Annotated in this window: 23 protein-coding genes and 1 pseudogene; 12 read left to right on the top strand and 12 right to left on the bottom strand. The window is 73.4% G+C overall.

The genetic code is table 11. The annotated features are described in order from the left end of the window. Window positions 1-28 precede the first annotated feature (28 nt). The 4 genes from PV343_RS09810 to PV343_RS09795 all read left to right on the top strand — a co-directional run bounded on the left by PV343_RS09810 (window position 29) and on the right by PV343_RS09795 (window position 6,435). Window positions 29-1,933, top strand: coding sequence for an AMP-dependent synthetase/ligase (locus PV343_RS09810; RefSeq protein ID WP_319146440.1), 1,905 nt, complete (start codon window positions 29-31; stop codon window positions 1,931-1,933). A 132-nt stretch (window positions 1,934-2,065) separates the two neighbouring features. Beyond that, complete coding sequence (locus tag PV343_RS09805) at window positions 2,066-2,500, top strand: ATP-binding protein (protein ID WP_133920470.1); 435 nt, start codon at window positions 2,066-2,068, stop codon at window positions 2,498-2,500. Between the two features lie 239 nt (window positions 2,501-2,739). Continuing rightward, a complete protein-coding gene (locus PV343_RS09800; protein WP_319146439.1) occupies window positions 2,740-4,119 on the top strand; it encodes an NAD(P)/FAD-dependent oxidoreductase in 1,380 nt (459 codons plus the stop codon). A gap of 60 nt (window positions 4,120-4,179) precedes the next feature. Further along, window positions 4,180-6,435, top strand: a complete 2,256-nt coding sequence (locus PV343_RS09795; protein WP_319146438.1) for an FUSC family protein — start codon at window positions 4,180-4,182, stop codon at window positions 6,433-6,435. A gap of 42 nt (window positions 6,436-6,477) precedes the next feature. Here PV343_RS09795 and PV343_RS09790 read toward each other — a convergent pair. The 3 genes and pseudogenes from PV343_RS09790 to PV343_RS09780 form a co-directional block, all read right to left on the bottom strand. After that, window positions 6,478-7,314: pseudogene (locus PV343_RS09790) on the bottom strand (DUF1206 domain-containing protein). A gap of 28 nt (window positions 7,315-7,342) precedes the next feature. Next, on the bottom strand, window positions 7,343-8,191 hold the full coding sequence (locus tag PV343_RS09785) for an RNA polymerase sigma factor SigF (protein ID WP_319146437.1): 849 nt from the start codon (window positions 8,189-8,191) through the stop codon (window positions 7,343-7,345). 237 nt (window positions 8,192-8,428) lie between these two features. Further along, complete coding sequence (locus PV343_RS09780) at window positions 8,429-8,863, bottom strand: ATP-binding protein (RefSeq protein WP_319146436.1); 435 nt, start codon at window positions 8,861-8,863, stop codon at window positions 8,429-8,431. Between the two features lie 124 nt (window positions 8,864-8,987). On the opposite strand from PV343_RS09780, the gene PV343_RS09775 reads away from it, so the two are divergent. Then, window positions 8,988-9,245 carry a hypothetical protein gene (locus tag PV343_RS09775; protein WP_319146435.1) on the top strand — a complete coding sequence of 86 codons (258 nt, stop codon included), beginning with the start codon at window positions 8,988-8,990 and terminating at the stop codon, window positions 9,243-9,245. Between the two features lie 258 nt (window positions 9,246-9,503). After that, window positions 9,504-9,962 (top strand): cyclic nucleotide-binding domain-containing protein, encoded by a 459-nt coding sequence (locus PV343_RS09770; RefSeq protein WP_319146434.1) that lies wholly within the window; start codon window positions 9,504-9,506, stop codon window positions 9,960-9,962. 61 nt (window positions 9,963-10,023) lie between these two features. Here the strand turns inward: PV343_RS09770 and PV343_RS09765 are convergent, their stop codons facing one another. Both PV343_RS09765 and PV343_RS09760 read right to left on the bottom strand, forming a co-directional pair. Continuing rightward, entirely contained in the window at window positions 10,024-11,331 is a 1,308-nt protein-coding gene (locus PV343_RS09765) for an MFS transporter (RefSeq protein ID WP_319146433.1), read from the bottom strand. Between the two features lie 138 nt (window positions 11,332-11,469). Next, complete coding sequence (locus PV343_RS09760) at window positions 11,470-12,090, bottom strand: LysE/ArgO family amino acid transporter (RefSeq protein ID WP_319146432.1); 621 nt, start codon at window positions 12,088-12,090, stop codon at window positions 11,470-11,472. 66 nt (window positions 12,091-12,156) lie between these two features. Here PV343_RS09760 and PV343_RS09755 point away from each other — a divergent pair, with 66 nt between their 5' ends. Continuing rightward, window positions 12,157-13,041 carry a LysR family transcriptional regulator ArgP gene (locus tag PV343_RS09755; protein ID WP_319146431.1) on the top strand — a complete coding sequence of 295 codons (885 nt, stop codon included), beginning with the start codon at window positions 12,157-12,159 and terminating at the stop codon, window positions 13,039-13,041. Window positions 13,042-13,051: 10 nt separating this feature from the next. On the opposite strand, the gene PV343_RS09750 is transcribed toward PV343_RS09755, so the two are convergent. After that, window positions 13,052-13,765 carry a TetR/AcrR family transcriptional regulator gene (locus PV343_RS09750; RefSeq protein ID WP_319146430.1) on the bottom strand — a complete coding sequence of 238 codons (714 nt, stop codon included), beginning with the start codon at window positions 13,763-13,765 and terminating at the stop codon, window positions 13,052-13,054. 146 nt (window positions 13,766-13,911) lie between these two features. Between PV343_RS09750 and PV343_RS09745 the strand changes: the two genes are divergently transcribed. Then, on the top strand, window positions 13,912-15,132 hold the full coding sequence (locus PV343_RS09745) for a saccharopine dehydrogenase family protein (RefSeq protein WP_319146429.1): 1,221 nt from the start codon (window positions 13,912-13,914) through the stop codon (window positions 15,130-15,132). A gap of 122 nt (window positions 15,133-15,254) precedes the next feature. Further along, window positions 15,255-15,506 carry a WhiB family transcriptional regulator gene (locus PV343_RS09740; RefSeq protein WP_319146428.1) on the top strand — a complete coding sequence of 84 codons (252 nt, stop codon included), beginning with the start codon at window positions 15,255-15,257 and terminating at the stop codon, window positions 15,504-15,506. 125 nt (window positions 15,507-15,631) lie between these two features. Here PV343_RS09740 and PV343_RS09735 read toward each other — a convergent pair whose 3' ends face one another. The 4 genes from PV343_RS09735 to PV343_RS09720 are packed head-to-tail and all read right to left on the bottom strand — an operon-like array spanning window position 15,632 to window position 20,436. Beyond that, the gene (locus tag PV343_RS09735; protein ID WP_319146427.1) at window positions 15,632-17,479 is read right to left on the bottom strand and encodes a sensor histidine kinase; all 1,848 of its coding nucleotides are present in this window, start codon (window positions 17,477-17,479) and stop codon (window positions 15,632-15,634) included. Beyond that, complete coding sequence (locus tag PV343_RS09730) at window positions 17,476-18,183, bottom strand: response regulator transcription factor (protein WP_319146426.1); 708 nt, start codon at window positions 18,181-18,183, stop codon at window positions 17,476-17,478. Before PV343_RS09730 ends, PV343_RS09735 begins: the two co-directional genes overlap by 4 nt. 20 nt (window positions 18,184-18,203) lie before the next feature. After that, window positions 18,204-18,968 carry a L,D-transpeptidase family protein gene (locus tag PV343_RS09725; protein ID WP_319146425.1) on the bottom strand — a complete coding sequence of 255 codons (765 nt, stop codon included), beginning with the start codon at window positions 18,966-18,968 and terminating at the stop codon, window positions 18,204-18,206. Window positions 18,969-19,008: 40 nt separating this feature from the next. Further along, window positions 19,009-20,436: a M1 family metallopeptidase gene (locus PV343_RS09720; protein WP_319146424.1), complete on the bottom strand. Its 1,428-nt coding sequence runs from the start codon at window positions 20,434-20,436 to the stop codon at window positions 19,009-19,011. Between the two features lie 170 nt (window positions 20,437-20,606). Between PV343_RS09720 and PV343_RS09715 the strand changes: the two genes are divergently transcribed. After that, complete coding sequence (locus PV343_RS09715; protein WP_319146423.1) at window positions 20,607-20,957, top strand: DUF488 domain-containing protein; 351 nt, start codon at window positions 20,607-20,609, stop codon at window positions 20,955-20,957. A gap of 57 nt (window positions 20,958-21,014) precedes the next feature. Here PV343_RS09715 and PV343_RS09710 read toward each other — a convergent pair whose 3' ends face one another. Both PV343_RS09710 and PV343_RS09705 read right to left on the bottom strand, forming a co-directional pair. After that, on the bottom strand, window positions 21,015-22,697 hold the full coding sequence (locus PV343_RS09710) for an FAD-binding dehydrogenase (RefSeq protein ID WP_319146422.1): 1,683 nt from the start codon (window positions 22,695-22,697) through the stop codon (window positions 21,015-21,017). A 26-nt stretch (window positions 22,698-22,723) separates the two neighbouring features. Further along, complete coding sequence (locus tag PV343_RS09705; protein ID WP_319146421.1) at window positions 22,724-23,350, bottom strand: TetR/AcrR family transcriptional regulator; 627 nt, start codon at window positions 23,348-23,350, stop codon at window positions 22,724-22,726. Between the two features lie 121 nt (window positions 23,351-23,471). On the opposite strand from PV343_RS09705, the gene PV343_RS09700 reads away from it, so the two are divergent. Both PV343_RS09700 and PV343_RS09695 read left to right on the top strand, forming a co-directional pair. Continuing rightward, entirely contained in the window at window positions 23,472-24,101 is a 630-nt protein-coding gene (locus PV343_RS09700; RefSeq protein ID WP_319146420.1) for an alpha-ketoglutarate-dependent dioxygenase AlkB, read from the top strand. A gap of 26 nt (window positions 24,102-24,127) precedes the next feature. Further along, the gene (locus tag PV343_RS09695; RefSeq protein WP_319146419.1) at window positions 24,128-25,363 is read left to right on the top strand and encodes a DUF4032 domain-containing protein; all 1,236 of its coding nucleotides are present in this window, start codon (window positions 24,128-24,130) and stop codon (window positions 25,361-25,363) included.

Genomic DNA, 25,363 nt, shown 5'->3' with positions numbered 1-25,363 from the left:
GACCCTCCGTAGACCACGGGAGCAGCGCATGCGCGACGTCGCCCTCGCTCCAGCAGCCGTACCCCCGCTGACCGGCGGTCTCGCCGACACCGTCTTCGGGACCGCGGAGCGCAGCCCCACCCTCCCCCTGCTCGCCCGCCGCGCCGACCCGGCGGCGAGCACCTGGCAGGAGGTGACGGCCGTGGAGCTGCGGGACGAGGTCGTCGACCTGGCCAAGGGGCTGATCGCGGCGGGCATCTCGCCCGGCCACCGGGTCGCCCTGATGGCCAGGACCCGTTACGAGTGGACGGTGTTCGCGCACGCGCTGTGGACCGTCGGCGCCGAGGTCGTGCCGATCCACCCGACGTCCTCGCGGGACCAGGTCGAGTGGATCCTGCGGGACGCGGGGTGCGTTGCCGTCGTGGTGGAGGACGAGCAGGGCGTCATGACCGTCGGCACGGTGTGCGCCGCGCTGCCCCGGCTCAAGCACGTCTGGCAGCTCGACTCGGACGCGCTGACCCGGCTGGCCGAGCAGGGTGCGATCGTCCCGCAGACCACGGTGGACTCGCTGCGCCGGATCGTGCTGCCGGACTCCACGGCGGTGATCGCCTACACCTCGGGAACCTCGGGGCGCCCGCTGGGCTGCGCGCTGAGCCACCGGGGCCTGGCCTACCCGTGCGACGTGCTGCTCGCCGGCTGGCGGCACACCGCGGCCCCGCCCGGCGAACAGCCGTCCGTCCTGGCCTTCCTTCCCTTCTCCCACGTGTACGGGCTCATGATCCAGCTGATGTGCCTGCGCGGCGGGATCCTGATGGCGCACGAGCCGGAGATGAGCGAGGCGGCCCTCGCCTCCGCGCTGGGCACCTTCCGGCCGACCTATCTGTACGGCGTGCCGTCGGTGTTCGAGAAGCTGTACAAGACGTTCCTGCGGACCGCGCAGCAGTCCGGCCGGGGCGCCCTGTTCGAGCGGGCGGCACAGACCGCGCGGGACTTCGCCGAGGCGGAGGAGCGCCGCCGGCTCGGCCTCGGCCCGGGCCCCGGGTTCGAACTGCGGGTGCAGCACGCCCTGTACGAGCGGACGGTCTACCGCAGGCTGCGGGGCGCGCTCGGCGGCCGCGCCCTGCGGGGCACCTCGGGCGGCTCGTCCCTCAACCGTGAACTGTCCCTGTTCTACGAAGGCATCGGGCTGTACATCCACGACGGCTACGGGCTGACCGAGACCTCGGGCGGGATCACCATGCAGCCGCTCGGGCGGGAGAAGTCCGGGACGGTGGGCCTGCCGCTGCCGGGCACCGAGGTCCAGGTCGCCGACGACGGGGAGATCCTGGTGCGCGGCCCCTCGGTGTTCCAGGGCTACATCAGCGACGAGCAGCGCACGCGGGCCGCGCTGCGCGGCGGCTGGCTGGCCACCGGGGACATCGGGCGGCTGGACTCCGAGGGCTATCTGACGATCACCGGGCGCAAGAAGGACGTCATCGTCACCAGCAGCGGCAAGAGCGTGGCCCCGGCCGCGCTGGAGCAGCGGCTGCGCATGCATCCGCTGGTGCACCAGGCGGTGGTCGTCGGCGACGACCGGCCCTGTGTCGGCGCCCTGATCACCCTGGACCCGGACTTCCTCGCCCACTGGCGGAACGCCCTGGCCCTCCAGGGCGAGTCGGCGGGCCGGGAGGCGCGGGAGGAGAACGCGCTCAGGGAGGAACTGGCGCGCGCCGTCGCCTCGGCGAACAGTGCGGTGTCCCGGGCCGAGTCCATCCGGGTCTACCGCGTCCTGCAGCAGCCGTTCGCCCCGGACAACGGGTTGCTGACCCCGTCCATGAAGCTGCGCCGGGACGCCATAGCGCGCCACTACGCCAACGAGATCGACGCGATGTACGAGACGCGGCCGCGGACGGTGCGCCGCCCGGGGCCGGAGGACCCGGCCGACTGGGACGAGGCGGACAACGTCTTCCGCTGAACGGCACCGGTCCGGTGAGGGACGGATAACCCGGCCCCGCCTGGGGAACCCGCTGCTGTGCACTGATCGAGTAACGACGACCGCCCTGACCGGACGAGCCGCGGGCCGTCCGCCGGGGCCGGGGATTGCGAGATGGCGACGGAGCCGCGTTGGGACGAGACACCCCCGTCGGAGGAGAGGCACGAGCGATCGTTCTCCTTCCCCGGCGAGCTGCGCAACGTCACGGGCGCGCGGCTCGCCGCGGAGCAGTTCCTGTGTGCCCTCGCCCGCGACGCGCCGCCCGGCACGCCCGAGTACTGGGACGACATCCTGCTGGTGGTCACCGAGCTGGCCGCCAACGCGATCCAGTACGCGCCAGGACCCTTCGACCTGCGGATGCGCCGTACGTTCGACGGGGTGCACGTGACGATGCGCGACACCAGCACGACCGAGCCCGCGCCGCGGCCGTTCCACCCGAGCGCGGGCGGCGGCGGCATCGGCTGGCACCTGGTGCACACGCTCTGCACGCAGGTGAGCGTCGTGGTGGACGACCGCGGCAAGGACATCCACGTGTTCCTGCCCTGGTGACCGCCCACCGTTGACCGGTGACGGGCGCCCGCGCGGCTGTCGTCCGTGAGTGCGACGTGTAGGTGTACGAGATCCGGTTACTCCGGGCTCTGCGGGGGGCATGCTCGTGCCCATGCGTTGGTCTGCTTGTCGCACTGGGCTGGCGGGACGGCCCGGGGCAGGGTGATATCGATGTTGGTCGCAGCGATCCGGGGCATACGAACGGCGTCCTGTCGGACCGCCTGGAGCCGCAGAAAGGGATGGACACCGTGACACGACCCAGGATCCTGGTGGTGGGCGCCGGCTTCGCCGGAGTGGGGTGCGTCCGCCGTCTGGAGCGCAAACTCTCCGTCGACGAGGCCGACGTCACCCTGGTGACGCCGTTCGCCTACCAGCTCTACCTCCCCCTGCTCCCCCAGGTCGCCTCCGGCGTGCTGACGCCGCAGTCGATCGCCCTCTCGCTGCGCCGCAGCCGGAAGTACCGCACCCGGATCATCCCGGGCGGCGCGATCGGCGTGGACCTGAAGTCCAAGGTCTGCGTGGTCCGCACGATCACCGACAAGATCGTGAACGAGCGGTACGACTACATCGTGCTCGCGCCGGGCAGCGTGACCCGTACCTTCGACATCCCGGGGCTGACCGAGCACGCCTTCGGGATGAAGACCCTCGCGGAGGCCGCCTACATCCGCGACCACGTCATCTCGCAGCTCGACCTCGCGGACGCCAGCGACGACCCGGCCGAGCGGGCCGCGCGGCTGCAGTTCGTGGTGGTCGGCGGCGGCTACGCGGGCACCGAGACCGCGGCCTGTCTGCAGCGGCTCACGCACGCGGCCGTCAAGCGCTACCCGCGGCTCGACCCGAAGCTGATCCGCTGGCATCTCATCGACATCGCCCCCAAGCTCATGCCGGAGCTGGGCGACAAGCTCGGCCGCAGCGCGCAGGAGATCCTCGCGCGGCGCGGCATCGAGGTGTCGCTGGGCGTGTCGATCGACAAGGCGGGCCCGGAGGAGGTCACCTTCACCGACGGCCGGGTGGTGCCGACCCACACGCTGATCTGGACGGCCGGCGTCGTCGCCAGCCCGCTGATCGCCACGCTCGGCGCGGAGACCGTCCGCGGCAGGCTCGCGGTCGACGCGGAGATGACCCTGCCCGGCCACGACGGCGTCTTCGCGCTCGGCGACTCGGCGGCCGTGCCCGACCTGGCCAAGGGTGAGGAGGGCGCGGTCTGCCCGCCCACCGCCCAGCACGCCATGCGGCAGGGCAAGGTGGTGGCCGACAACGTCATCGCCGCCCTGCGCAACCAGCCGCTGAGCCCCTACGAGCACAAGGACCTGGGGCTCGTCGTCGACCTCGGCGGCAAGGACGCCGTGTCCAAGCCGCTGGGCATCGAGCTGCGGGGTCTGCCGGCGCAGGCGGTGGCCCGCGGCTACCACTGGTCGGCGCTGCGCACCAACGTCGCCAAGGCCCGGGTCGCGACCAACTGGCTGCTGAACGCGGTGGCCGGCGACGACTTCGTGCGCACCGGCTTCCAGGCGCGCAAGCCCGCCCGGCTGAAGGACTTCGAGTACACCGACTCGTACCTGACCCAGGAACAGGTCAGGGCGCGGGTGGAGGGCAAACCGGCCCTCGAGAGCCCCTGAGGTGAGCGGGGCGGCGCCGGGGCCGCCCACCGGTACAGGCACGACAGAGAGCGCGGCGGTGTGAGGGAAGCGGTTCGGTCGGCGTGGTCGCGGACGTGGGACCGGCTCGCCGCGTTCGATCCCGGCCTGCTCAGGCTCACCGCGGGGCTGCGCACGGTGGCCGCCATCGCGCTCACGCTCGCCGTGCTCGGTCTGCTGCGGGTCCCGGTGCCGCAACTCGTCGCCGGCGCCATCGCGGCGATGGCCGCGACCTTCGCCGTCCGGGAGAAGCAGCCCGCCCAGCAGGCGATCACCCTGGCGCTGGGCCTGCCCGTGGCGTTCGCCTCCGTGACGCTGGCCGCGCTGCTGAGCCGGCACGTGGTGGCGGGCGATCTGTTCTTCGTCGTCCTGATCTTCTGTGCCGTCTACGGCCGCCGGTTCGGCGACCGTGGCACGGCCCTGGGCCTGATCGGGTTCCAGGTCTACTTCCTCTCGCTGTTCGTGCACGCGGTCCCGCCCGTGCTGCCCGCCCTGTACGGCGTGCTGACGGTGGCCTTCCTGTCCAGCGCCACCGCCCGGTTCGTGCTGCTGCCGCAGACCCCTGCGGGCATCCTCGACCGGCTGCGCCGGGCCTTCCGAGCCCGCCTCGGGCAACTGGTCGCCACCCAGATCGAGCTGCTCGACGCCGGTCCCGACGACGTCGAGAAGGTGCTGGAGGACCTGCGCACCGGCACCGCCCGGCTGCACGAGACGGCGCTGCTGATCCAGGGCCGGCTGGCGGACGGCACCGCCGACGAGGCCACGGCCCGGCTGCTGCAGCGCCGTATCGCGGACGCCGAGATCACCGCCGAGCGGCTGGGACTGCTGCTGCTCACCGCGCGCAGCGCCGAACGGACCGACACCCTCACCCTGCACCTGCCGGGCGCGGGACTCCCCTCGGGCCTCGAACTGCCGGTGCGGGAGGAGGCCACGGCCGTGCTGCGCCGGGACCTGGAGGCGCTGCGCCTGCTGGTGCTGCGCCCGGCCGGGGAGGCCTCGGGGACGGCGCTGGCACACCTGCGCAACCGGCTGCTCGGCTACCGCGACGAGGAGAACCTGCCCCTGGCCTCCCCGGCCGTGCAGGACGTCTTCCGGGGCCTCGGCGAGGCGGCGCGTGCGGTGCTCGGGCTGCGGGTCGCACTGGACGGGCCGCAGGACGAGTCCGACGACACCCCGGCCACGGCGCGCTCCCGCGAGGAGCTGGACGCCGAGGACGCGGCCATCGAGAGCGGCGAGGCCGAGGGCGGCGAGCCCGGTGAGCCGGAGGCGCGGGGGCTGGAACGGCCCACCACGCGCGCCGCCGTCCAGGTGGCCGTGGGTTCGGCGCTCGCCATCGCGGGCGGTGAGCTGCTGTCCGCCCAGCGCTGGTACTGGGCGGTGCTGACCTGCTGGATCGTGTTCATCAACACCACGTCCACCGGGGAGATCCTGGTCAAGGGCTACCGGCGGCTGCTCGGCACGGTCCTCGGGGTGGTCGCGGGCATCCTGCTCGCCGGGCTGGTCGGGCACCACACGTGGACGGCGTTCGCGCTGGTGCTGCTGTTCGTCTTCGCGATGTTCTACACGGCGCCGCTGTCGTACACGCTGATGTCGTTCTTCGTCACCGCGATGCTCGGGCTGCTGTACACGCTGCTGAACACCTACAGCATGTCGGTGCTGGTGCTGCGGGTGGAGGAGACCGCGCTGGGCGCGGCCTGCGGGGTGATCGCGGCGGCGGTGGTGCTGCCGATCCGCACCGACCGGCGCACCGACGAGCTCCTGGTGGCCGTCCTCGACAAGCTGGCGGACGTCACCCGGACCGCCGTGGACCAGCTCAGCGGCGGTGTGTCGGCGGATCTGGTGGACCGGGCGCGGGATCTCGACCAGGCGCTGGCCGACCTGCGCGCCGCGACCCAGCCGCTGACCCACCCGATCACGCCGCTGCGCTCGCGCCGGAACACCGTCCGGTACGTGGTGGCGCTGCTGGAGACGTGCGCGTACCACGGGCGTTCGCTGGCGGCGACGGCCGAGCTGCTGCCCACGCACCCCTCGATCGCGGCGGACCCCCGGCTGCGGACCGCCTGCGGGCGGATCGTGCACAACATCGAGACGCTCGCCGCGCATGTGCACGACCCGCGCTCCGCCGGCACCGTGGAGTCGGGTCCGAGCATCGCGTCGCTCCTGGAGCCCGGCTCCCTGCGCACCCCGCGCTACGGCAGGGTGACCGACCGGGTGCTCCGGCATCTGCAGCGCCTGGACGAGGCGGTCTCGGGCCTGGCCCGGCCGCTCGGGATGGCCCCGGAGCGGCCGAAGTCGTGACGCGCGTACACACGGCGGGGCCTCGGGCGGGGTGCCGGTGCCTCACACCCGGCGCCAGCGGGCCAGGGCGAAGGCGAACAGGCCGTAGAGCACGAGTCCGGCCGCGACGGCGCCCAGCAGCCCGGGTCCGGCCGGGGTGGCGGCGAAGGCCCTGAGCGTGTCGTCCATGCCCTTGGCCCGCTCGGGGCTGAAGTCGACGGCCGCGCGGAACGCGAAGACACCCGCGCCGACGAACACCAGCGCGCGGGCGACCCCGCCGCCGACGCCGGCCACGTCGACCACCCGCCGCACCCGCCGGGACATCTCACCGAGCTTCAGCTCGGCGTGGTACGCGCGCCGCACCGCCTGCACACCGATCCAGACGCCGATGACGACGATGGTGGCGGCGGCCGCCGCCACGAGCCACTGTCCGGCGGGCAGCCGCATGACCCGCGCGGTGACGTCCCGGGACTGGGTGTCGCTGGACCGGCCGCCGCCCGCGGTGCCGGCCGCGAAGGCGAGCACCGACCAGGCGAAGGCCGCGTAGAAGACGCAGCGCCCGACGGAGAGCAGACGCTTGCGCACGGTGTGGCCGTCGCGTTCGGCCGCGCCGAAGCAGGCCTCGGACAGCCGCCACAGCGCCATGCCGACGAGGCCGATGCCCAGCGCTCACAGCAGGACCGAGCCGTACGGGTGGTCCGCGAGTTCGGCGAGCGCGCCGCTGCGGTCGGCCTGCTGCTTGCGGTCGCCGACGGCGACCCGCAGCGCGAGCAGACCGACGAGCACGTAGCTGAAGCCCCAGGCGAGCAGACCGGCCCGGGCGGCCCAGCGGGTCGCGGTGACCGTGCCCTCGGGCCGCCCGGTGCGTCCTGCCCGCCCCGGCGGGGCACTCGTGTCCACCGCGCTCGTCACTCCCCCCTCTGCCTCGTCACGGGGTGGTCCGGCCACCCGGCCGCTGCCCCAGCGCCTCGTCCCGCACCCGGGCGCAGCTACGGCTGATGAGCCGGGAGACGTGCATCTGGGAGATGCCCAGCTGGTCCGCGATGCGGCTCTGGGTCATGTCCTCGAAGTAGCGCATGTAGAGGATGGCCCGCTCGCGCTCGGGCAGCCGGCGCAGACCCTCCTTGGCCGCCTCCCGGTCGACCACGACGTCGTAGGAGGTGTCCGTGGCGCCGAGCGTGTCGGCCAGGCTGTAGCCGTCCTCGCCGGAGGACAGCTCGGCGTCCAGCGAGAGGGTGCTGAAGCTCTCCAGCGCCTCCATGCCCGCCGCCACCTCCTCCTCGGTGAGGCCGGTGTGCTCGGCGATGTCGGCGGTGGTGGGTTCGGGGGTGCCCGGGTTCTGGGTGAGTTCACGGCGGGCGACGCGCACCCGGTTGCGCAGTTCCTGCACCCGGCGGGGCACCCGCAGGGCCCACATGCGGTCCCGGAAGTGCCGCTTGACCTCACCGGTGATGGTGGGCACGGCGTAACTCTCGAAGGCGCCGCGTGAGGGGTCGAACCGGTCGACTGCCTTCACCAGCCCGAGCGCGGCCACCTGGCGCAGGTCCTCGACGGACTCGCCGCGGTCGCGGAAGCGGCCCGCGATCCGGTGCGCCATCGGAAGCCACGCGGTCACCAGCTCGTCCCGCAGCTCGTCCCGCTCGGGGCCTTCCTCCAGCTCCGCCATGCGGGCGAAGAGGGCCATGGTGTCGGGGGCGTCGTCATGGGTACGCCGCGCGGGGGCGGCGGAGGCGGTGTCGGGCGCGCCGGGACGGCTTGTCGACATGTCGGTCAGCATGCGGAATCGCTCCTGAACGGTTGTCTCGGGGCGGAGACGGAACTCGGGGGTTCCGGGTCCTGGCCCGAACGGTGCTGTCAGGGTTCGCTGCGGGAATGTCACCGGGCCCGCCGGAAGTGGCAGCCTCGGCGGTCTCGTCGTCCCGCTGGGCGCGCGCCTCCGGTCCGAAGCACGAGAGTCCGTCTGCCCGCCCGCCGTAGCGGCAAACGCCGCGATACGGAACTTCGGGTACCGGCCTCAGCCCAGTGGTACCACGGCCGTGATCCGCTTGCCGCCGCACGGCAGGCCGGCCACGCTGACGTCCCGGGCCAGCCGGCACACTATGGGCCAGCCACGGCCGCCGAGCCGGGATCGTCCGCATTCGTCCACGGGGTCGTGGACCACCGGGACGTCGTCGCTGCGGTCGCAGACGGTGACGCTCACGGTGCCGGGGTCGACGTCGACGTCGAAGCCGGTGATCCCGCCGCCGTGCAGGATCGCGTTGGTGGTCAGTTCCGAGGTGACCAGCAGGGCGTCCTCGAGGGCGGTGTCGTCGCACGGGACGGCGCGTGCGCCGCAGCGTTCGGCGACCGCCTGCCGTACGGTTCTGCGGGCGTCGGCCGGCCGGCACGGCAGCGTCCGGCGGACCTCCCTCAGACCGGCCGAGGCATGGGTCCCGTACGTCTCACGCATCCTTCCCTCCCTGGACGGTGCCGGTGGTTCCGGTGTCTCTGTTCTCCGGCTGACCCCTTCGGGCGCCTTCAAACACCGTCGGTGTCGCTGCCATCACCGGACGCGGAGCGGGTACCCGGACCGCATGACCCATGTGGTGGACGCGGACGAGTTGTTGCGGCGCATCCGGCGGGGCCGGGACCGGGCGGCCGAGGAGGAGCGGGCCTGGCAGGAGCGGGCGCGGAGCCTGACGGCGACCGATCCGGACGGGGCGCGGGAGGCGGCGGTGCGGGCGCTGGCCTTCGAGGCGGTACAGCGGGCGCTGGAGGAGATCGTCGATCCGGGCGGAGCCGATCCGGGCGAAGCGTCCGCGACGGGGCCCGGAGTGAAACGGGTCACCTGACCGGCACTCGATTGGGTGAATTCCGCAGAGATGGTTTATCGTTCATACATACGTGGTGACGGAGTCTGACCGCGACCGTCCTCCCTCTCCACCCTGTACGGCCCTGGCTGGCCTCCCCCGTCCAGCCAGGGCTTTTTACTGTCCGCGGCCGGTTCTCCGGCGCGCACCCGATCCCCACGAGGTGCCCGGGACGGCGGCAGCGGCTGAAATGGGCTTGGGGAAACCACCCGAACCGCTGCCGGCGAGGAGTCCCGCGCCATGACCAAAGCGATAAAACTGCTGACCGCTCTGCCACAGGCCCAGCGCGAGCGGTTGATGGAGCTCGCCAAGGAGGTGTCCTTCCCGGAGGACACCCGGATCTTCGAGCCGGGCGGCACCGCCGACCGCTTCTGGGTGATCCGGTCGGGGGCGGTCCACCTGGACCAGCAGGTCACCTCACGGCAGCGGGTCACCGTGGCCACCCTGGGCGCGGGCGACATGCTCGGCTGGTCCTGGCTGTTCCCGCCCTACCAGTGGGACTTCGGCGCGGTGGCCTTCAGCAACGTACGGGCCTACGAGTTCGACGGGCCCTCGGTGCTGGCGCTGAGCGTGGAGGACCCGCTGCTCGGGCTGTCGCTGGTGCGCACGGTGGCCGAGATCCTCGCCCACCGGCTGGAGGCGACCCGCGGCAAGCTGATGGACCAGTACGCGATCCGCAGGCGCAGCGGCCCGCTGTAGGGGCGCCCTCCGGCCCGCGGGCCGGGCACGGAAGGCGTCACGGAAAGCATCCTGGGGGCGGTCAGATCCGGTAGCGGCGCAGGGCCGGGATCGCGGCGGCCAGGGCCAGCATCAGCACCACCACCAGCGCACCGCCGCCCGCCACCGCGGCCCGCGGGCCGAACACCGCCCCGGCCGTGCCGTGCAGCACGTCGGCCAGGCGCGGGCCGCCCGCGACGACCACCGTGAACACCCCCTGCATCCGGCCGCGCATCTCGTCGGTCGCCGCGGAGAGCAGGATCGCGCCGCGGAACACCATGGAGATCATGTCGGCGACTCCGGCGGCGGCGAGGAAGGCCACGGCCAGCCACAGGTTGCCGCTCAGCCCGAACCCGGCGATGGCCGCGCCCCAGCCGACGACCGACCAGACCACCATCCAGCCGTGCCGCCGCGCCCGGGAGAAGACACCGGAGAACAGCCCGCCGAGCACCGCGCCGACCGGGATCCCGGCGAAGAGCACACCGAGCGCCAGCCCCTCGCCCCAGGGGGCGTACGTCTGGGCGGCGAGCTGCGGGAACAGGGCGCGGGGCATGCCGAAGACCATGGCGACGATGTCGGCGAGGAACGACAGCAGCAGCACCTTGCGCCCGGCGATGTACCGGAACCCGGCGGCTATCTCCCGCACCCCGGCCCGGCGGGCCGGCCCCTCGCCGAGCGGCGGCAGGGCGGGCAGCCGGAACACCGCCCACACGGTCACGCACAGGGCCAGCGCGTCGATCAGGTACAGCTCGGGCAGCCCGATGACGGGGATCAGGACACCGGCCAGCAGCGGCCCCGCGACCAGCCCGGTCTGCATGACGGTCGAGCCCAGGGCGTTGGCCGCGGGCAGTTCCTCGGCCGGCACGAGCCGCGCGATGGAGGCGCTGCGGGCCGGGGAGTTCAGGCCGAAGAACGCCTGCTGGAGGGCGAGCAGCACCATGAGCACGACGACGGAGTCCAGGCCGGTCGCGGCCTGCGCCCAGAACAGCACCGAGGTCAGGGCGATACCGGTGTTGGTGACCAGCAGCAGCTTGCGCCGGTCCACCGTGTCGGCGACGGCTCCGCCCCACAGCGCGAACACCACCATGGGCACCAGGCCGGCGAGGCTGGCGTAACCCACCCAGGCCGAGGAGTGGGTGATGTCGTAGATCTGCTTGGGCACGGCGACGGCGGTCAGCTGGCTGCCCACGGCGGTGACGACGGTCGAAGACCACAGCCGCCGGTAGGCCGGGATGCGCAGGGGCCGGGTGTCCATGGCCCAGCGGCGCCAGCCGCGCCGGGGCGTGGCCGGCGCCGGATCGGCCGGGAGGCCGGTTGCGGGTTCGGTACTGCTGCTCTCGCTCGTGTCCACGGGGTTCCTGGTCGCTCGACAGAGGTTGCTCGATACATCTTTCGATCTCGGGCCCCACTATCCCAGCACCCCGCTGGGCCGATGGAACCGGTTACCGGACCGAGGTGCGGCGGTGGCCGGATCGACCGCACGGGGGTCTCAGGCCCCGGTGATCAGCGCGAGGCCGAGGCCCAGCATGGTCAGGGCGACCAGTCCGTCCAGGACGCGCCAGGCGGTGGGACCGGCGAGCACGCGGCCGAGGAGGCGGGCGCCGAAGCCGAGCGCGGCGAACCAGCACAGGCTGGCGAGCGCGGCGCCGAGTCCGAAGGTCCAGCGCAGCGGGCCGCGGTCGGCGGCGAGCGAACCCAGCAGGAACACGGTGTCCAGGTACACGTGCGGGTTCAGCCAGGTCATGGCCAGGCACGTCAGCACCGCCCGTCGGCGCGAGCCCGGCGCCGTCCCCCCGGCGGCCGCGCGCAGGCCGGTGCCGGGGCGGGCGACCCGGCGGGCGGCGAGCACGCCGTAACAGAGCAGGAACGCGCCGCCCACCAGTCCCACGGCCCGTACCGCGCCCGGCCACGCCACCACCACCGCGCCGACCCCGCCGACGCCGAGCGAGATGAGCAGCGCGTCGGACAGGGCGCAGATGCCGACCACGGCGAGGACGGCGTCGCGGCGCACCCCCTGGCGCAGGACGAAGGCGTTCTGGGCGCCGATGGCGACGATGAGGGAGAGGCCGGCGCCGAATCCGGCGGCCGCTGCGGTCAGGGCGTGGTCCATGTCCTCGACGGTAGGGAGACCGCCGCCGCAGGTACAGCTAAAGATTCTTACGTATCCTTAGCTCTCGTGATGGCGGAGCTTCCCCTGGACCAGGTGCGCACGCTGCTGGCCGTGGTCGACGAGGGCACCTTCGACGCGGCGGCCGCGGCCCTCCACGTGACGCCGTCGGCGGTCAGCCAGCGGGTCAAGGCGCTGGAGCAGCGCACCGGCCGGGTGCTGCTCCAGCGCACCAAGCCGGTGCGCCCCACCGAGTCGGGCGCGGTGCTGGTGCGGTTCGCCCGGCAGCTGGCCCGTCTTGAGCGGGACGCGCGCGGCGAGCTGGGGCTGAGCGGCACCGGGGAGCCGACCCGGGTGTCGGTGGCGGTGAACGCGGACTCGCTGGCGACCTGGTTCTTCGGGGCGCTGACCCGCCTGCGCGGAATCTGCTTCGAGCTGCACCGGGAGGACGAGGACCACACGGTGGAACTGCTGCGCGAGGGCCGGGTGATGGCGGCGGTGATGTCCTCCCCCGACCCGGTGCCTGGCTGCTCGGTCCGCGCCCTCGGCCGGATGCGCTATCTGCCGGTGGCCTCGCCGGAGTTCGCCGGGCGCCACCTCGACGGCCCCCTGCCGGACGTGCTGCGGGCGGCTCCCGTGATCGTCTACGACCGCAAGGACGACTTCCAGGACGGCTTCGTGCGCCGGCTGGGCGGCACCGGCGCCGGACCGCTGCGCCACTCCGTACCGACCTCGGAGGGCTTCGTCACCGCGGTCGCCGCGGGGCTCGGCTGGGCCATGGTCCCCGAGGCCCAGGCCGGCCCTCTGCTGCGCGACGGACGCCTCGTCCTGCTGGCGCCCGGCGAGTGGATGGACGTCACGCTGTACTGGCAGCAGTGGAAGCTCGACTCCTCCGCCCTCGCGACACTGGCCGACGCGGTGGCGGCGACGGCGGCGGAGACCCTGCGCCCCTGAACCGGCCTGCTCAGCCGCGGTCGCCCGCGTCCGCGAGGCGGCGTTCCGCGCTCTCCAGCAGCATGTCGAGTGCCGTGGGATAGGCGCTGGTCACCATGCGCCTGGCCAGCAGGGGTGCCGCCTCGGCGATGCGGGGGTGGGTGGTGCGGGGCAGGCGGGCGTAGGTCGAGTGCCACTTGTCCTCGTCGGCCCGCTGGGAGGCGCTCGGCAGGGCCAGTGAGGCGGCGTCGAGAGCGGCGAACGCCAGCGTCTGGTCGATGAAGGCGTGGTAGACGGCGACGGTCTCCGGCAGGGAGAACCCGCCCGTGCGCAGCACGTCCAGGACCGCCTCGTCCGCCGCCAGCTCATGGGCCCGCCCGGTGACCCGGTTCGCGGTCAGCAGCGCCGCCTGCGGGTGCGCGACGTACGCGGCGTGGATGCGCAGCCCGATCGCGCGCAGGTCGGCCCGCCACCGCCCCGTGGGCCGCCAGCCGTCCAGCGCCTGCCCGATCAGCGCGTCGCCGATGGCCAGGGTGAGGTCGTCCATGCCCCGGAAGTACCGGTACAGGGTGCTCGGGTCGCAGTCCAGCGCGAGGCCCAGACGGCGAGCGGTGAGACCCGCGCTGCCGTGCTCGCGCAGCAGGCGCAGCGCCGTCTCGACGATCAGCGGCTCCGACAGCACGGTCCCGCCGCGTGTCGGACGGCGCCGGCGGCGGTTCTCCTCGGGTACCACGGGCTTGGGCACGGCGGGTCCTCCCGGTCCTCCTGCGTCCTCGTGCCCCGAACCTTATGCCAACGCCATTGACCTTACACCCGGCCGGGGCGTTGCATACGGGCCAGGACGCGCCCGACCCGTTTCGTTCGTACCGTGACATGCAGGGAGATTCCGTCATGCGTGTACTGCTCGTGGGAGCCGGCGGTGTGGGTACCGCCATCACCCGGATCGCGGCCCGCCGCCCGTTCCTGGACCTGATGGTGGTGGCCGACTACGACCCCGCCCGCGCCGAGGCGGCGGTCGCGGCGCTCGGCGACGCCTCGGACCGGTTCCGCGCCGAGCGCGTGGACGCGGGCGACGAGGCCGGGGTGGCCCGGCTGCTCGCCCGGTACGGCTGCGACGTGCTGCTGAACGCCACCGACCCGCGGTTCGTGATGCCGCTGTTCCGCGCGGCCCGGGCGGCCGGCGCCGGCTATGTCGACATGGCGATGTCGCTGTCCCGGCCGCATCCCGAGCACCCCTACGAGAAGTGCGGGGTCATGCTCGGCGACGAGCAGTTCGCGCTGGCCGCCGAGTGGGAGAAGGAGGGGGCGCTCGCCCTGGTCGGCATGGGCGTGGAGCCCGGCCTCTCGGACGTCTTCGCCCGCTACGCGGCCGACGAGCTCTTCGACACCATCGACGAGATCGGCATCCGCGACGGCGCGAACCTCACCGTCGACGGCTACGACTTCGCGCCGTCCTTCAGCATCTGGACCACCATCGAGGAGTGCCTGAACCCGCCGGTCGTCTACGAGGAGGAGCGCGGCTGGTTCACCACCGAACCGTTCAGCGAGCCCGAGGTGTTCGACTTCCCCGCGGGCATCGGGCCGGTGGAGTGCGTGAACGTGGAGCACGAGGAGGTTCTGCTGGTGCCCCGCTGGGTCGGCGCGCGGCGCGTCACCTTCAAGTACGGCCTGGGCGCGGAGTTCATCGAAACCCTGAAGACCCTGCACCGGCTGGGACTTGACCGCACGTCACCGGTGACGGTGCCGGGCCCGGACGGACCGGTGGCGGTCTCGCCGCGGGACGTGGTCGCGGCGTGCCTGCCCGACCCGGCGACGCTGGGCGACCGGATGCGCGGCAAGACGTGCGCGGGCACCTGGGTGCGCGGCACCAAGGACGGGACGCCGCGCGAGGTGTACCTGTACCACGTGGTCGACAACGAGTGGTCCATGGCGGAGTACGGTTGTCAGGCGGTGGTGTGGCAGACGGCGGTCAATCCGGTCGTCGCCCTCGAACTCCTCGCCACCGGTGCCTGGTCGGGCACGGGCGTCCTCGGCCCCGAGGCCTTCCCCGCGCGTCCGTTCCTCGACCTGCTGACCGCGTACGACTCCCCGTGGGGTCTGCGCGAGCAGTGACCGGGGCGCGGTCGCCGTCGTCCGATCCCTGCCGGTTCCGCTGTTTCATGCGGCTCCGAGCGGTCACCCGAACCCGAAGCACGCATTCGACAGGGCGCACGACACGACAGCAGGAGACTTCCATGCAGAACTGGCGCGACCATGCCGCGTGCCGTCAGGAGGACCCCGACCTGTTCTTCCCGATCGGCACCACCGGCCCCGCTCAGGTGCAGGCCCAGCAGGCGAAGAAGGTCTGCGGGCACTGCCCGGTCCGTGAGCAGTGTCTCGACTGGGCGCTGGACACGGGACAGAGCATCGGCATCTGGGGCGGTACTACGGAGACGGAGCGGCGCGCCCTGCGGCGCCGCGCCCGCTCCCGGCCACGCTCGGGCTGACGCGGGCGAGCGGCTCGCCGTCGGGGCCCCGGCCCGTCTCCTGGTCCTGAGGGATCCGGGGAGACGGGCCGGGGCCCTTGTCGTGCGGCAGGTGGGCCCAGGCGCACGCACGGGCGGTTGCGCTCTCAGGGGGCGTCGCCGGGCGGTACGGCCGCGGGCAGCCGCAGGGTGAAGACGGTGCCTGTGCCGGGTTCGCTCGTGGCCCGGGCGGTGCCGCCGTGGGCGGCGACGAGGTGCCGGACGATGGGCAGTCCGAGTCCGCTGCCGCCGGTACGGCGGCTGCGGGACTTCTCGGCGCGCCAGAACCGGTCGAACACGTGCGGCAGGTCGTCGGGGGCGATGCCGCTGCCGGTGTCGGCGACGGTGAGGACAACCTCCTCGGCGTCCCGGCGGGCGGCCAGCGTGACCGTGCCGTCGGCGGGGGTGTGCCGCAGCGCGTTGGAGACCAGGTTGCCGAGGGCCTGGCGCATCCGGACCGGGTCGGCGTCCAGCCAGGCGGTGCCGTCGGCGTCGGCGCGCAGGGCGACCCCCGCGGTGCGGGCGGCCACCCGGTGGGCGGCCGCGACCTGGTCGAGCAGGTCGGCGGCGCGCAGCGGCTCGCGGTGCACGCGCAGGGTGCCCGCGTCGGCGGCGGCGAGGTCCTGGAGGTCGTCGATGATCCGCTGGAGCACCAGTGCCTCCTCGTGCAGGGAGGCGAGCAGCTCCGGGTCCGGGTCGACGACGCCGTCGCGGACCACCTCGAGCCAGCCGCGGATGTTGGTGAGCGGGCTGCGCAGTTCGTGGGCGATGTCGCTGACCATGGCCTTGCGCTGGGCCTCCAGGCGTTCCCGGCGCTCGGTCAGGTCGTTGAACGCCTCCGCGAGAATGCCGATCTCGTCCCGGGTGGCCACGGGCACCCGGACGTGCAGTTCGGGCGGCTGCTGCGCGGCCTCGGTGAGGGCGCGCAGCGGACGGGAGAGCCGGAGGGCGACCAGGGCGGTGACGGCGACGGTGACGGCGAGCACCAGTCCGGCCGCGCCGACCACCTTGGCCTTGTTGGCCGGTGACATGTCGAACCGGGACGGGTTCTGGTCGCCGATGCCGAGGAACAGCTCGGCCACCGGGGCGACATAGGGCTCCAGCTGGGTGCGGCGGGCGCTCTGCACACAGCCCTGGGCGGCCTGGCCGAGCCGGGTGCCGGCCCGGGCGTACTTGTACAGCGGGAAGCCGCCGCCCACGGGGTCGCGGCCGCCGGGGTCGACGGTGAGGAACACGGGTCCCTCGATGTCCAGGCCCGCGTGCCGCAGGCAGGGCCGGGTCAGCTCGGAGAGTTCGTCCAGGGCCCTGCGTTCCGTCGGCGTGGGGGTGTTCAGCCGGCCGTCCGCGCACTGTTCGGCGGCGTAGGAGGTGTCGGTGCCCTCGGGGCCGCTGAGCACGGGGCGCCCGCTGGGGGTCCGCTCCACGGTGGACTCGACCCCGAAGCGCTCGTAGCAACGCCTGCGTTCGGCGGCCAGCGTGTCCAGTTTCGCCCGCTCGGCGGCCGTGACCCGGTACGGTCCGACCGCGCGCGGGTCGATGCCGCTGAGCTGGGCGCCGGTCTCGGTCCAGGTGTCGGTGCGCAGCGGGTCGACGGTGGCGGCGGGGCGCGGCGGCAGCGGGGTGCCGCGGGGCGCGGAGTCGGCGACGACGGTGCGGTCGGCGGTGGTCAGGGCTATCCGGCGGCCGGTGCTCGCGGCGAGGTCGCGGACGGTGTGGCGCACGTCCGTCCAGTCGGTGTGGGTGGCGGCGTAGCCGCTGAGCCGGGCCAGGATGCTGTTGTCGGCCGCGAGGTCCTGGCCCTGTTCCTCCTTCAGGGCGCTGGTGGTGGTCGTGACGGCGAGCCAGGCGGTGGCCGCGACCGAGCAGACGGCGATGAGGGCGGAGACGGACAGCAGCCGCACGAGCAGCCGTTGGCGCAGCGGTGTCCGGCGCGCGGCCGCCGTCCCGCGTCTCACGGCCGGCCGCCGCTGAGCTTGTAGCCGACACCGAACACCGTCACCAGGCGGACCGGCCGCCGCGGGTCGGCCTCGATCTTCCGGCGCAGGTTCATGATGTGCACGTCGACGGCCCGTTCGGTGGAGGATCGGTCGAAGCCGCGGGTGCACTGCAGCAGTTGCCGCCGGGAGAACACCCGGTCCGGTTCGGCCGCCATGGCCAGCAGGATCTGGAACTCGGCCGGGGTGCACTCCACCGGCGTGCCGTCGCAGCGCACCTCGTGCCGCACCGGGTGGACGGTGATGCCGCCGGCGCGGACGACCGGGTCGTCCTCGCGGGCGCTCGCGCCCCGCCCGCCGCGTCTGAGGACGGTGCGGATCCTGGCCATCAGCTCCCGCGGGCTGTACGGCTTGGTCATGTAGTCGTCGGCGCCCAGTTCCAGGCCGAGCAGCACGTCGTCCTCGGCCGACCGGGCGGTGAGCATCACGACGGGGAGGTCCGGGTCCTCGGCGTCGGCGCGCAGCACCCGGCACACGCCGAAGCCGTCGATCACCGGGAGCATCAGGTCCAGCACCAGCAGGTCGGGCCTGAGCCGGCGGACCGCGTCGAGCGCGGCTGCTCCGTCGTGCACCACCGTGGCGGTGTGTCCCTCGGCCAGCAGGGAGCGGCGGATCAGTTCGGCCTGCTTCTCGTCGTCCTCGGCGACCAGCACATGTGCGCACACGAGTTCGGATCCTAGGCGGCTCAGCGGGCGAGCCAGTCGGCGTACCCCATGACGACGACCGGGTGCCGGTGGGGATCGAGGGTGCGCAGGAGTTCCCGCATGTGCGGCCGGGCGACGCTGACGCAGCCGTGGGTGGGGCCGCCGTGGTCGACGTGCAGCCAGACACCGCCGCCCCGTCCGGGCCCGAGCGGCCGGGTCCAGTCCAGCGGCGAGGTGCCCCGCGCCCGGTTGTAGTCGATGGCGACGACATAGTCGAAGGCCCCGGCCAGCGGCTCGCCCCGGAAGCCGGTGCCGCGCGTGGTGAACCCGGTTGAGCGGTGGTACGGGAGCCTGCTGCCGGGGTCGGGCAGCAGACCGCCGGCGTCGCTGAGGGTGTAGACGCCGAGCGGGGAGCGCAGGTCCCCGGCCATGTGGTGGGCGCTCCAGCCGCGCAGAGCGTTGTGGGCCGGCCACGCGGGACCGGCCTGCCAGCCGGTGGCGGTGCGCTCGTGCACGACGACGGTGCAGCGCGGGGAGTTCCTGCCGCGTCCGGTGACGACGACGGCCTGCCGGCAGCGGTCGGGTAGCGCGGCGGTCGTCCGGGGGCCGAGGCCCGAGAGGCCGCGCGGTGCCGCCTCCGCCCGGATCTCCGGGGGGCGGGCGCCGGGGGCGGTGGCCGTCGGTGCCGGGCGGGGGACGCCGGCCCGGCGCTCGGTCGCCTCGGCTCCGCCGCCGCAGCCGGTGAGCAGCAGCGGGGAACCGAGGAGACCGAGGCCGAGGCCGACGGCGGTTCTGCGTTGGATCACGGGTCGACGATGGCCGACACATGTGTGGAACTTGTCAGGTTCAGGCCTTGGACGGCTTGCCCTGCGCGTAGAGCCAGGTGTGGAAGAGGCCGCTCAGGTCCTTGCCGGAGATCCGCTCGGAGAGCTTCACGAACTGGGCCGTGGTGCCGTGTCCGCCCCGGTGCTCGGTGGCCCAGGCGCGCAGGATGCGGAAGAAGTCGTGGTCGCCGACGGCCTTGCGCAGCTCGTGCAGGGTCATCGCGCCCCGGGCGTAGACCGGCGTGTCGAAGATGTTCTTGCCGCTGCCGGGGTCGCCCGGCGGGAAGGCCCACAGCTCGTTGCCCGCCGGGCGGGCGTAGAGCGCGTCGAATGCCTTCTGGGCGCTGTCCCCGCCGTGCTGCTCGCTGTAGAGCCACTCGGCGTACGTGGCGAAGCCCTCGTTGAGCCAGATGTCCTTCCAGGCGGTCAGCGACACCGAGTCGCCGAACCACTGGTGGGCGCTCTCGTGGACGAGGGTGCTCACGTCGGGCGCCGAGTCGTACAGGGGCCGGCTCTGGGTCTCCAGGGCGTAGCCGACGTCCGGCGCGTGGTCGACGATCGAGCCGGCGGCACGGAACGGGTACGGGCCGAACAGCTTGCTCTCCCACTTCAGCACGGAGGGCAGCTTCTTGAGCACGGGCGCCGCCGCGTGCGCCTCACGGGAGTCGACGGCGTTGTACACCTGGATGCCGTCACTGGTGGTGTACTGCTCGGTCTTGAACTTGCCGACGGTGGCGGTGGCCAGGTAGGCGGCCATCGGCTCGGCCTGGTGCCAGCGGAAGGTGGTGCGCCCGTTCGCGGTGCGCACCCCGCGCAGGACACCGTTGGCGACGGCGGTGCGCCCCTTGGGGACCGTGATCGTGAAGTCGTACGACGACTTGTCCTTGGGGTGGTTGTTCGCCGGGAACCAGGTCATCGCGCCCTGCGGCTCGCCGGCGACGAAGGCGCCGTCGTCGGTGGGGATCCAGCCGTCCGCGGAGCCGTCCGGGTCGCTGACCGGCTTGGGCGTGCCGGAGTAGCTGACGGTGACGTGGAACTCCCGGTCCTTGCGCAGCGCGTGGCGCGGGGTGACGACGAGTTCCTGGCCGCTGCGGCGGAAGCCGGCGGCGGTGCCGTCCACGGTGACGCGGGTGACCTTCAGGCCCTTGAGGTCGAGGTCGAAGCTGGTGAGCCGCTGCGTGGCGCGCGCGGTGAGGACGGCCTTGCCGTCCAGGTGCCGGCCGGTCGTGTCGTAACGGAGCGTCAGGTCGTAGTGCTTGACGTGGTAGCCGCCGTTGCCGCTGAGCGGGAAGTAGGGGTCGCCCGCTCCGGACGCGCCGATGGTGCCGGCCGCGGCCGGGCCGGCGGCGGCGAGCATCGCGGCCACGGCGAAGGGGACGGTGGCGAGCACCGCCTCGCGGCGCAGAACCGCGGTACGTCGTCCTGGGGCCTGTCTGTGCGGTGGCGTCACGGGCGCTCCTCCTGGGGGGTGGTGAATGATCGTTTCACCGACAGACTAGGCGCGGATGGCGTCCCGTTTCCCCCTCGATCTGGTCAAGTCACACCGCGTCGGCGCCCGCGGCGGGCGGCCGGCCGACGTACGCTCACGGAGCCGTCCGCGACCCGAAGGTGAGGCCGAACGTGAGTGTCCGCGTGCGCCGGATCTACGATCCGCCCGAGTCCGGTGACGGTCTGCGGGTGCTGGTGGACCGGCTGTGGCCGCGCGGTCTCGCCAAGGAGGCGGCACGGATCGACGAGTGGCCGAAAGACATCACCCCGTCCACGGAGCTGCGCCGCTGGTTCCACTCCGGCGAGGGCTCGTTCGAGGACTTCCGCGGCCGCTACGAGGCGGAGCTCGACGGCCCGGAGGCCGCCGAACTCCTCGACGGCCTCAGGGAGTCGGCCCGCAAGGGGCCGGTGACGCTGCTCACGGCGTCGAAAACGCCGGAGCAGAGCCATGCCTCGGTGCTGGCGGAGCTGCTGGGGCGCTGAGCGCCCTTCCCCGGTGCGGGCGCGTCCCGCCGACGCGCCCACGGGACGCGCCGGGGCTCAGCCGGTCTGCCGTGCCGCCGCCCGGCCCGCCGCGCGGCCGGAGAAGAGGCAGCCGCCGAGGAAGGTGCCCTCCAGGGCGTTGTAGCCGTGCACGCCTCCCCCGCCGAAGCCGGCCACCTCGCCGGCCGCGTACAGGCCGGTGAGGGGCTCGCCGTCGGTGCCCAGGGCGCGCGAGTCCAGGTCGGTCTGGATGCCGCCGAGGGTCTTGCGGGTCAGCACGTGCATCCGGACGCCGATCAGGGGGCCCGCCTCGGGGTCGAGGATGCGGTGCGGTCCGGCCACCCGGCCGAGCCGGTCGCCGATGTAGCGGCGGGCGTTGCGGATGCCCTGGACCTGGGAGTCCTTGCTGTACGGATTGGCCATCTGGAGGTCGCGGGCCTCGATCTGGCGGCGCACCTCGGCCGCGTCCAGCAGCGGCTTGTCCGTGAGGCCGTTCATCTTCTCGACGAGCTGCTCGAGGGTGCCCGCGGTGACGAAGTCCGCGCCCTTGTCGAGGAACGCCCGCACCGGTGCGGGGGCGCCCTTGCCGAGCAGCCGGTCGCGCAGCACGGCCTTGCGGTCCTTGGCGGTGATGTCGGGGTTCTGCTCGGAGCCGGAGAGCGCGAACTCCTTCTCGATGATCTTCCGGGTGAGGATGAACCAGGAGTGGTCGTGGCCGGCGATGTCCTCGGTGGTGCGCAGGTACCGGAGGGTGCCGAGGGTGTCGTAGCCGGGCAGGCAGGGGTCGGGCAGCCGGCGGCCGAGGGCGTCGAGCCAGATGGAGGACGGGCCGGGCAGGATGCGGATGCCGTGGCCCGGCCAGACGGGGTCCCAGTTCTGCAGGCCCTCCGTGTAGTGCCACATCCGGTCCCGGTTGACCAGGCGCACGCCCGCCTCGGCGCTGATGTCGAGCATGCGGCCGTCGACGTAGGCGGGGACGCCGGTGACCATCTCGGCGGGGGGCGTGCCCAGCCGCTCGGGCCAGTAGCGGCGGACGATGTCGTGGTCGGCGCCGATGCCGCCGGTGGTGACGATGACGGCCTGGGCGGTGAGTTCGAACTCGCCGACGCGGTCGCGGTTGGAGGCCACGCCGCGCGGCGCGTGGTCCTCGGCGAGGACGGTGCCGCGCACGCCGCGTGCCGCGCCGTCCTCGACGACCAGTTCGTCCACCCGGTGCCGGTGGTGGAAGGTCAGCAGCCCGTCGCGGGCGGCCTGGCGGGCGTAGCGGACGAAGGGCTCGACCACGCCGGTGCCGGTGCCCCAGGCGATGTGGAAGCGGGGCACGGAGTTGCCGTGCCCGTCCGCCCGCAGGTCGCCGCGCTCGGCCCAGCCGACGGTGGGCAGCAGCTCGATGCCGTGCCCCCGCAGCCAGGAGCGCTTCTCGCCGGCCGCGAACTCGACGTAGGCGCGGGCCCAGCGCACGGCCCAGGAGTCCTCGTCGTCGAGACGGTCGAACTGCGCGCTGCCGCGCCAGTCGTTCCACGCGAGGTCGAAGGAGTCCTTGATGCCGAGGCGCCGCTGCTCGGGCGAGTCGACGAGGAAGAGCCCGCCGAAGGACCAGAACGCCTGGCCGCCGAGATTGGCGGCGTTCTCCTGGTCGACCAGGGCGACACGCCTGCCCCGGCTGGTGAGTTCGTGCGCCGCGACCAGGCCGGCGAGACCGGCTCCGACGACGATGACGTCCGCGTCCGTGGCGGCCATGGTGTCCGTTTCCTTCCGTCTGCGACTCATGCGGGGGTGCCGCTGCCGTCGGTCAGCAGGGCGGTGAGCAGTTGGCCCAGCCAGGTGCGGGCGGCGTCGACGTCCTTGTCCAGCAGCAGCTGGGTCGTCACGCCGTCGTAGGCCGCGACCACCGCGTGGGCGGCGCCCTCGGCGTCGCCGAGCACGGCGGGGAGCGCGGTGTGGCCGCGGGCCCGGGACAGCCGGTCGGCGACGGCCGTCCGGAGCCGGGCGCGGTGGTCCAGGAGGGCCTGGGCGACGGCCGGGTCGCGGGCTGCGTGCACCAGGAAGTCGGTCTTCACCAGCAGCCAGTCCACGTCGAGCAGCAGCACCTCGGTGACCCGGTCCACGGCGGCCGGCACGTCGAGTCCGGGGCCGTCCTGGGCGAGGGCGTCGGCCACCTGGGCGGCGATGAGGTCGGCCCGGTCCCGGTAGAGCGCGAAGAACAGCTCGTCCAGGGTGGCGAAGTTGGAGTAGAAGGCGCCCCGGCTGTAGCCGGCGGCCTCGCAGACCTCCTCGATGGAGACGCGCCCGAAGCCCTTGGCGGCGAACACCGCGAAGGCGGCGTCCAACAGGTTGGCGCGCGTCCGGGCCCGGCGCCGGGTGACGCGTCGTGCCGTGTCCTGCGGTGTCATGTGGCGACCCCCGTTCGATACGGCAATGTATCCGATACACCGATGTATCGAAAGAGGCCGGCGAGGACTGGCGGGCAACCCTCAAGGGAACACATTTTCGATTTAGGAGTACGCTGGGCTCATGTCCACGCACCTCCAGGCCTCCCTGTTCGACCAGACCGACGAACTGCGGCTCGGACCGCTCGGCGGACTGCGCCGGACCGAGCTGGGCGCGGGCGCCTGGATCGACGTGCTGCCGGGCTGGCTGGCCGGTGCCGACGTCCTGTTCGAACAGCTCGCGGCCGAGGTCCCCTGGCGGGCGGAACGCCGCAAGATGTACGACAACGTCGTGGCCGTACCGCGGCTGCTCGCCTTCTACAAGGCGGCCGACCCGCTGCCGCACACCGTCCTCGACGAGGCCCGCGCCGCCCTGTCCGCGCACTACGCCGAGGAACTGGGCGAGCCCTTCACCACCGCCGGGCTGTGCTTCTACCGCGACGGCCGCGACAGTGTCGCCTGGCACGGCGACCGGATCGGACGCGGCGCCCGGGAGAACACGATGGTCGCCATCCTGTCCGTCGGCGCGCCCCGGGACCTGCTGCTGCGGCCGGCCGGAGGCGGCGGCGCGACGGTCCGGCGGCCGCTCGGGCACGGCGACCTCATCGTGATGGGCGGCTCCTGCCAGCGGACCTGGGAACACTGCGTCCCCAAGACCACCCGCGCCGCGGGTCCCCGCATCAGCGTCCAGTTCCGACCGCGCGGCGTGCAGTGAGACCACCCGGGCTTAGGGTGCCTCCCATGGCCTTGCAGATCAGCGCCACGAACCCGGAGCACCCCGCGCTCCTGCTCGAACTGCCCTGGGACACGCCCCTGGAGGAGTGGCCCGAGAAGTACCTGGTGCCGCTCCCGCGTGGCATCTCCCGGCACGTGGTGCGCTACGCGCGGGCCGGCGACGAGGTGACCGCGGTCAAGGAGCTGGCCGAGCGCCCCGCGCTGCGCGAGTACGGGCTGCTGCGCGACCTGGACCGGCTGGGCATCCCCGCGGTCGACCCCCTCGCCGTGGTCACCGGCCGCACCGACCGCTCCGGCGCACCGCTGGAACCGGTCCTGGTCACCCGGCATCTGCGCGGCTCACTGCCGTACCGCTCGATGTTCGAGACGACCATGCGGCCGGCGACCATGCACCGGCTGATGGACGCCCTGGCCGTCCTGCTGGTCCGGCTGCACCTGGCCGGGTTCGCCTGGGGCGACTGCTCGCTGTCGAACACCCTGTTCCGGCGGGACGCGGGCGCCTACGCGGCCTACCTGGTCGACGCCGAGACCGGCGACCTGCACCCGCGGCTCAGCACCGGGCAGCGGGAGTACGACCTGGAGCTGGCCCGGGTGAACATCAGCGGCGAGCTGCTGGACCTGGAGGCGTCCGGCGCGCTCCACCCGTCGGTGGACCCGGTGGAGTTCGGGCACGAGATCTGCACCCGCTACGGCGGCCTGTGGCAGGAGCTGACCCGCACGTCGGTGTACCCCGCGGGCAAGTCCCACTACATGGAACGCCGGATACGCCGGCTCAACGACCTCGGCTTCGACGTGGCCGAGATGCAGATCGAGCACTCCGCCCAGGGGGACACGGTCACCTTCGTGCCCAAGGTCGTCGACGCCGGCCACCACCAGCGCCAGCTGCTGCGGCTGACCGGCCTCGACGCCGAGGAGAACCAGGCGCGGCGCCTCCTGAACGACCTGGAGAGCTGGATGGCCACCCAGGACGACCACGCGCCCGGCGACCCCCTCGCTGCCCGGCCCGAGGTGCTCGCCCACCGCTGGGTGCGGGACGTGTTCCGGCCCACGGTGCGCGCGGTCCCGCCGGAGCTGCGCGGCACCATGGATCCGGCCGAGATCTACCACGAGCTGCTCGAACACCGCTGGTACCTGTCCGAGCACGCCCGGCACGACATCGGCCTCGACACCGCCGTCGCGGACTACATCCGCAACGTCCTGCCCAGGGCCCGCGCCACCCTGGAGCCGACCGGCCCGGAGTAA

The organism is Streptomyces sp. WI03-4A (genome assembly GCF_033792105.1).
GTDB classification, from domain to species: domain Bacteria; phylum Actinomycetota; class Actinomycetes; order Streptomycetales; family Streptomycetaceae; genus Streptomyces; species Streptomyces collinus_A.
This window is presented reverse-complemented; position numbering and strand designations above follow the sequence as displayed.

Excerpts from the sequence above, each read along its gene's own strand:
- PV343_RS09810 (WP_319146440.1), top strand. The coding sequence starts at position 29 with ATGCGCGACGTCGCCCTCGCTCCAGCAGCCGTACCCCCGCTGACCGGC.
- PV343_RS09805 (WP_133920470.1), top strand. The coding sequence starts at position 2,066 with ATGGCGACGGAGCCGCGTTGGGACGAGACACCCCCGTCGGAGGAGAGG.
- PV343_RS09800 (WP_319146439.1), top strand. The coding sequence starts at position 2,740 with ATGGACACCGTGACACGACCCAGGATCCTGGTGGTGGGCGCCGGCTTC.
- PV343_RS09785 (WP_319146437.1), bottom strand. The coding sequence starts at position 8,191 with ATGCTGACCGACATGTCGACAAGCCGTCCCGGCGCGCCCGACACCGCC.
- PV343_RS09780 (WP_319146436.1), bottom strand. The coding sequence starts at position 8,863 with ATGCGTGAGACGTACGGGACCCATGCCTCGGCCGGTCTGAGGGAGGTC.
- PV343_RS09775 (WP_319146435.1), top strand. The coding sequence starts at position 8,988 with ATGACCCATGTGGTGGACGCGGACGAGTTGTTGCGGCGCATCCGGCGG.
- PV343_RS09770 (WP_319146434.1), top strand. The coding sequence starts at position 9,504 with ATGACCAAAGCGATAAAACTGCTGACCGCTCTGCCACAGGCCCAGCGC.
- PV343_RS09760 (WP_319146432.1), bottom strand. The coding sequence starts at position 12,090 with ATGGACCACGCCCTGACCGCAGCGGCCGCCGGATTCGGCGCCGGCCTC.
- PV343_RS09745 (WP_319146429.1), top strand. The coding sequence starts at position 13,912 with ATGCGTGTACTGCTCGTGGGAGCCGGCGGTGTGGGTACCGCCATCACC.
- PV343_RS09740 (WP_319146428.1), top strand. The coding sequence starts at position 15,255 with ATGCAGAACTGGCGCGACCATGCCGCGTGCCGTCAGGAGGACCCCGAC.
- PV343_RS09710 (WP_319146422.1), bottom strand. The coding sequence starts at position 22,697 with ATGGCCGCCACGGACGCGGACGTCATCGTCGTCGGAGCCGGTCTCGCC.
- PV343_RS09705 (WP_319146421.1), bottom strand. The coding sequence starts at position 23,350 with ATGACACCGCAGGACACGGCACGACGCGTCACCCGGCGCCGGGCCCGG.
- PV343_RS09700 (WP_319146420.1), top strand. The coding sequence starts at position 23,472 with ATGTCCACGCACCTCCAGGCCTCCCTGTTCGACCAGACCGACGAACTG.
- PV343_RS09695 (WP_319146419.1), top strand. The coding sequence starts at position 24,128 with ATGGCCTTGCAGATCAGCGCCACGAACCCGGAGCACCCCGCGCTCCTG.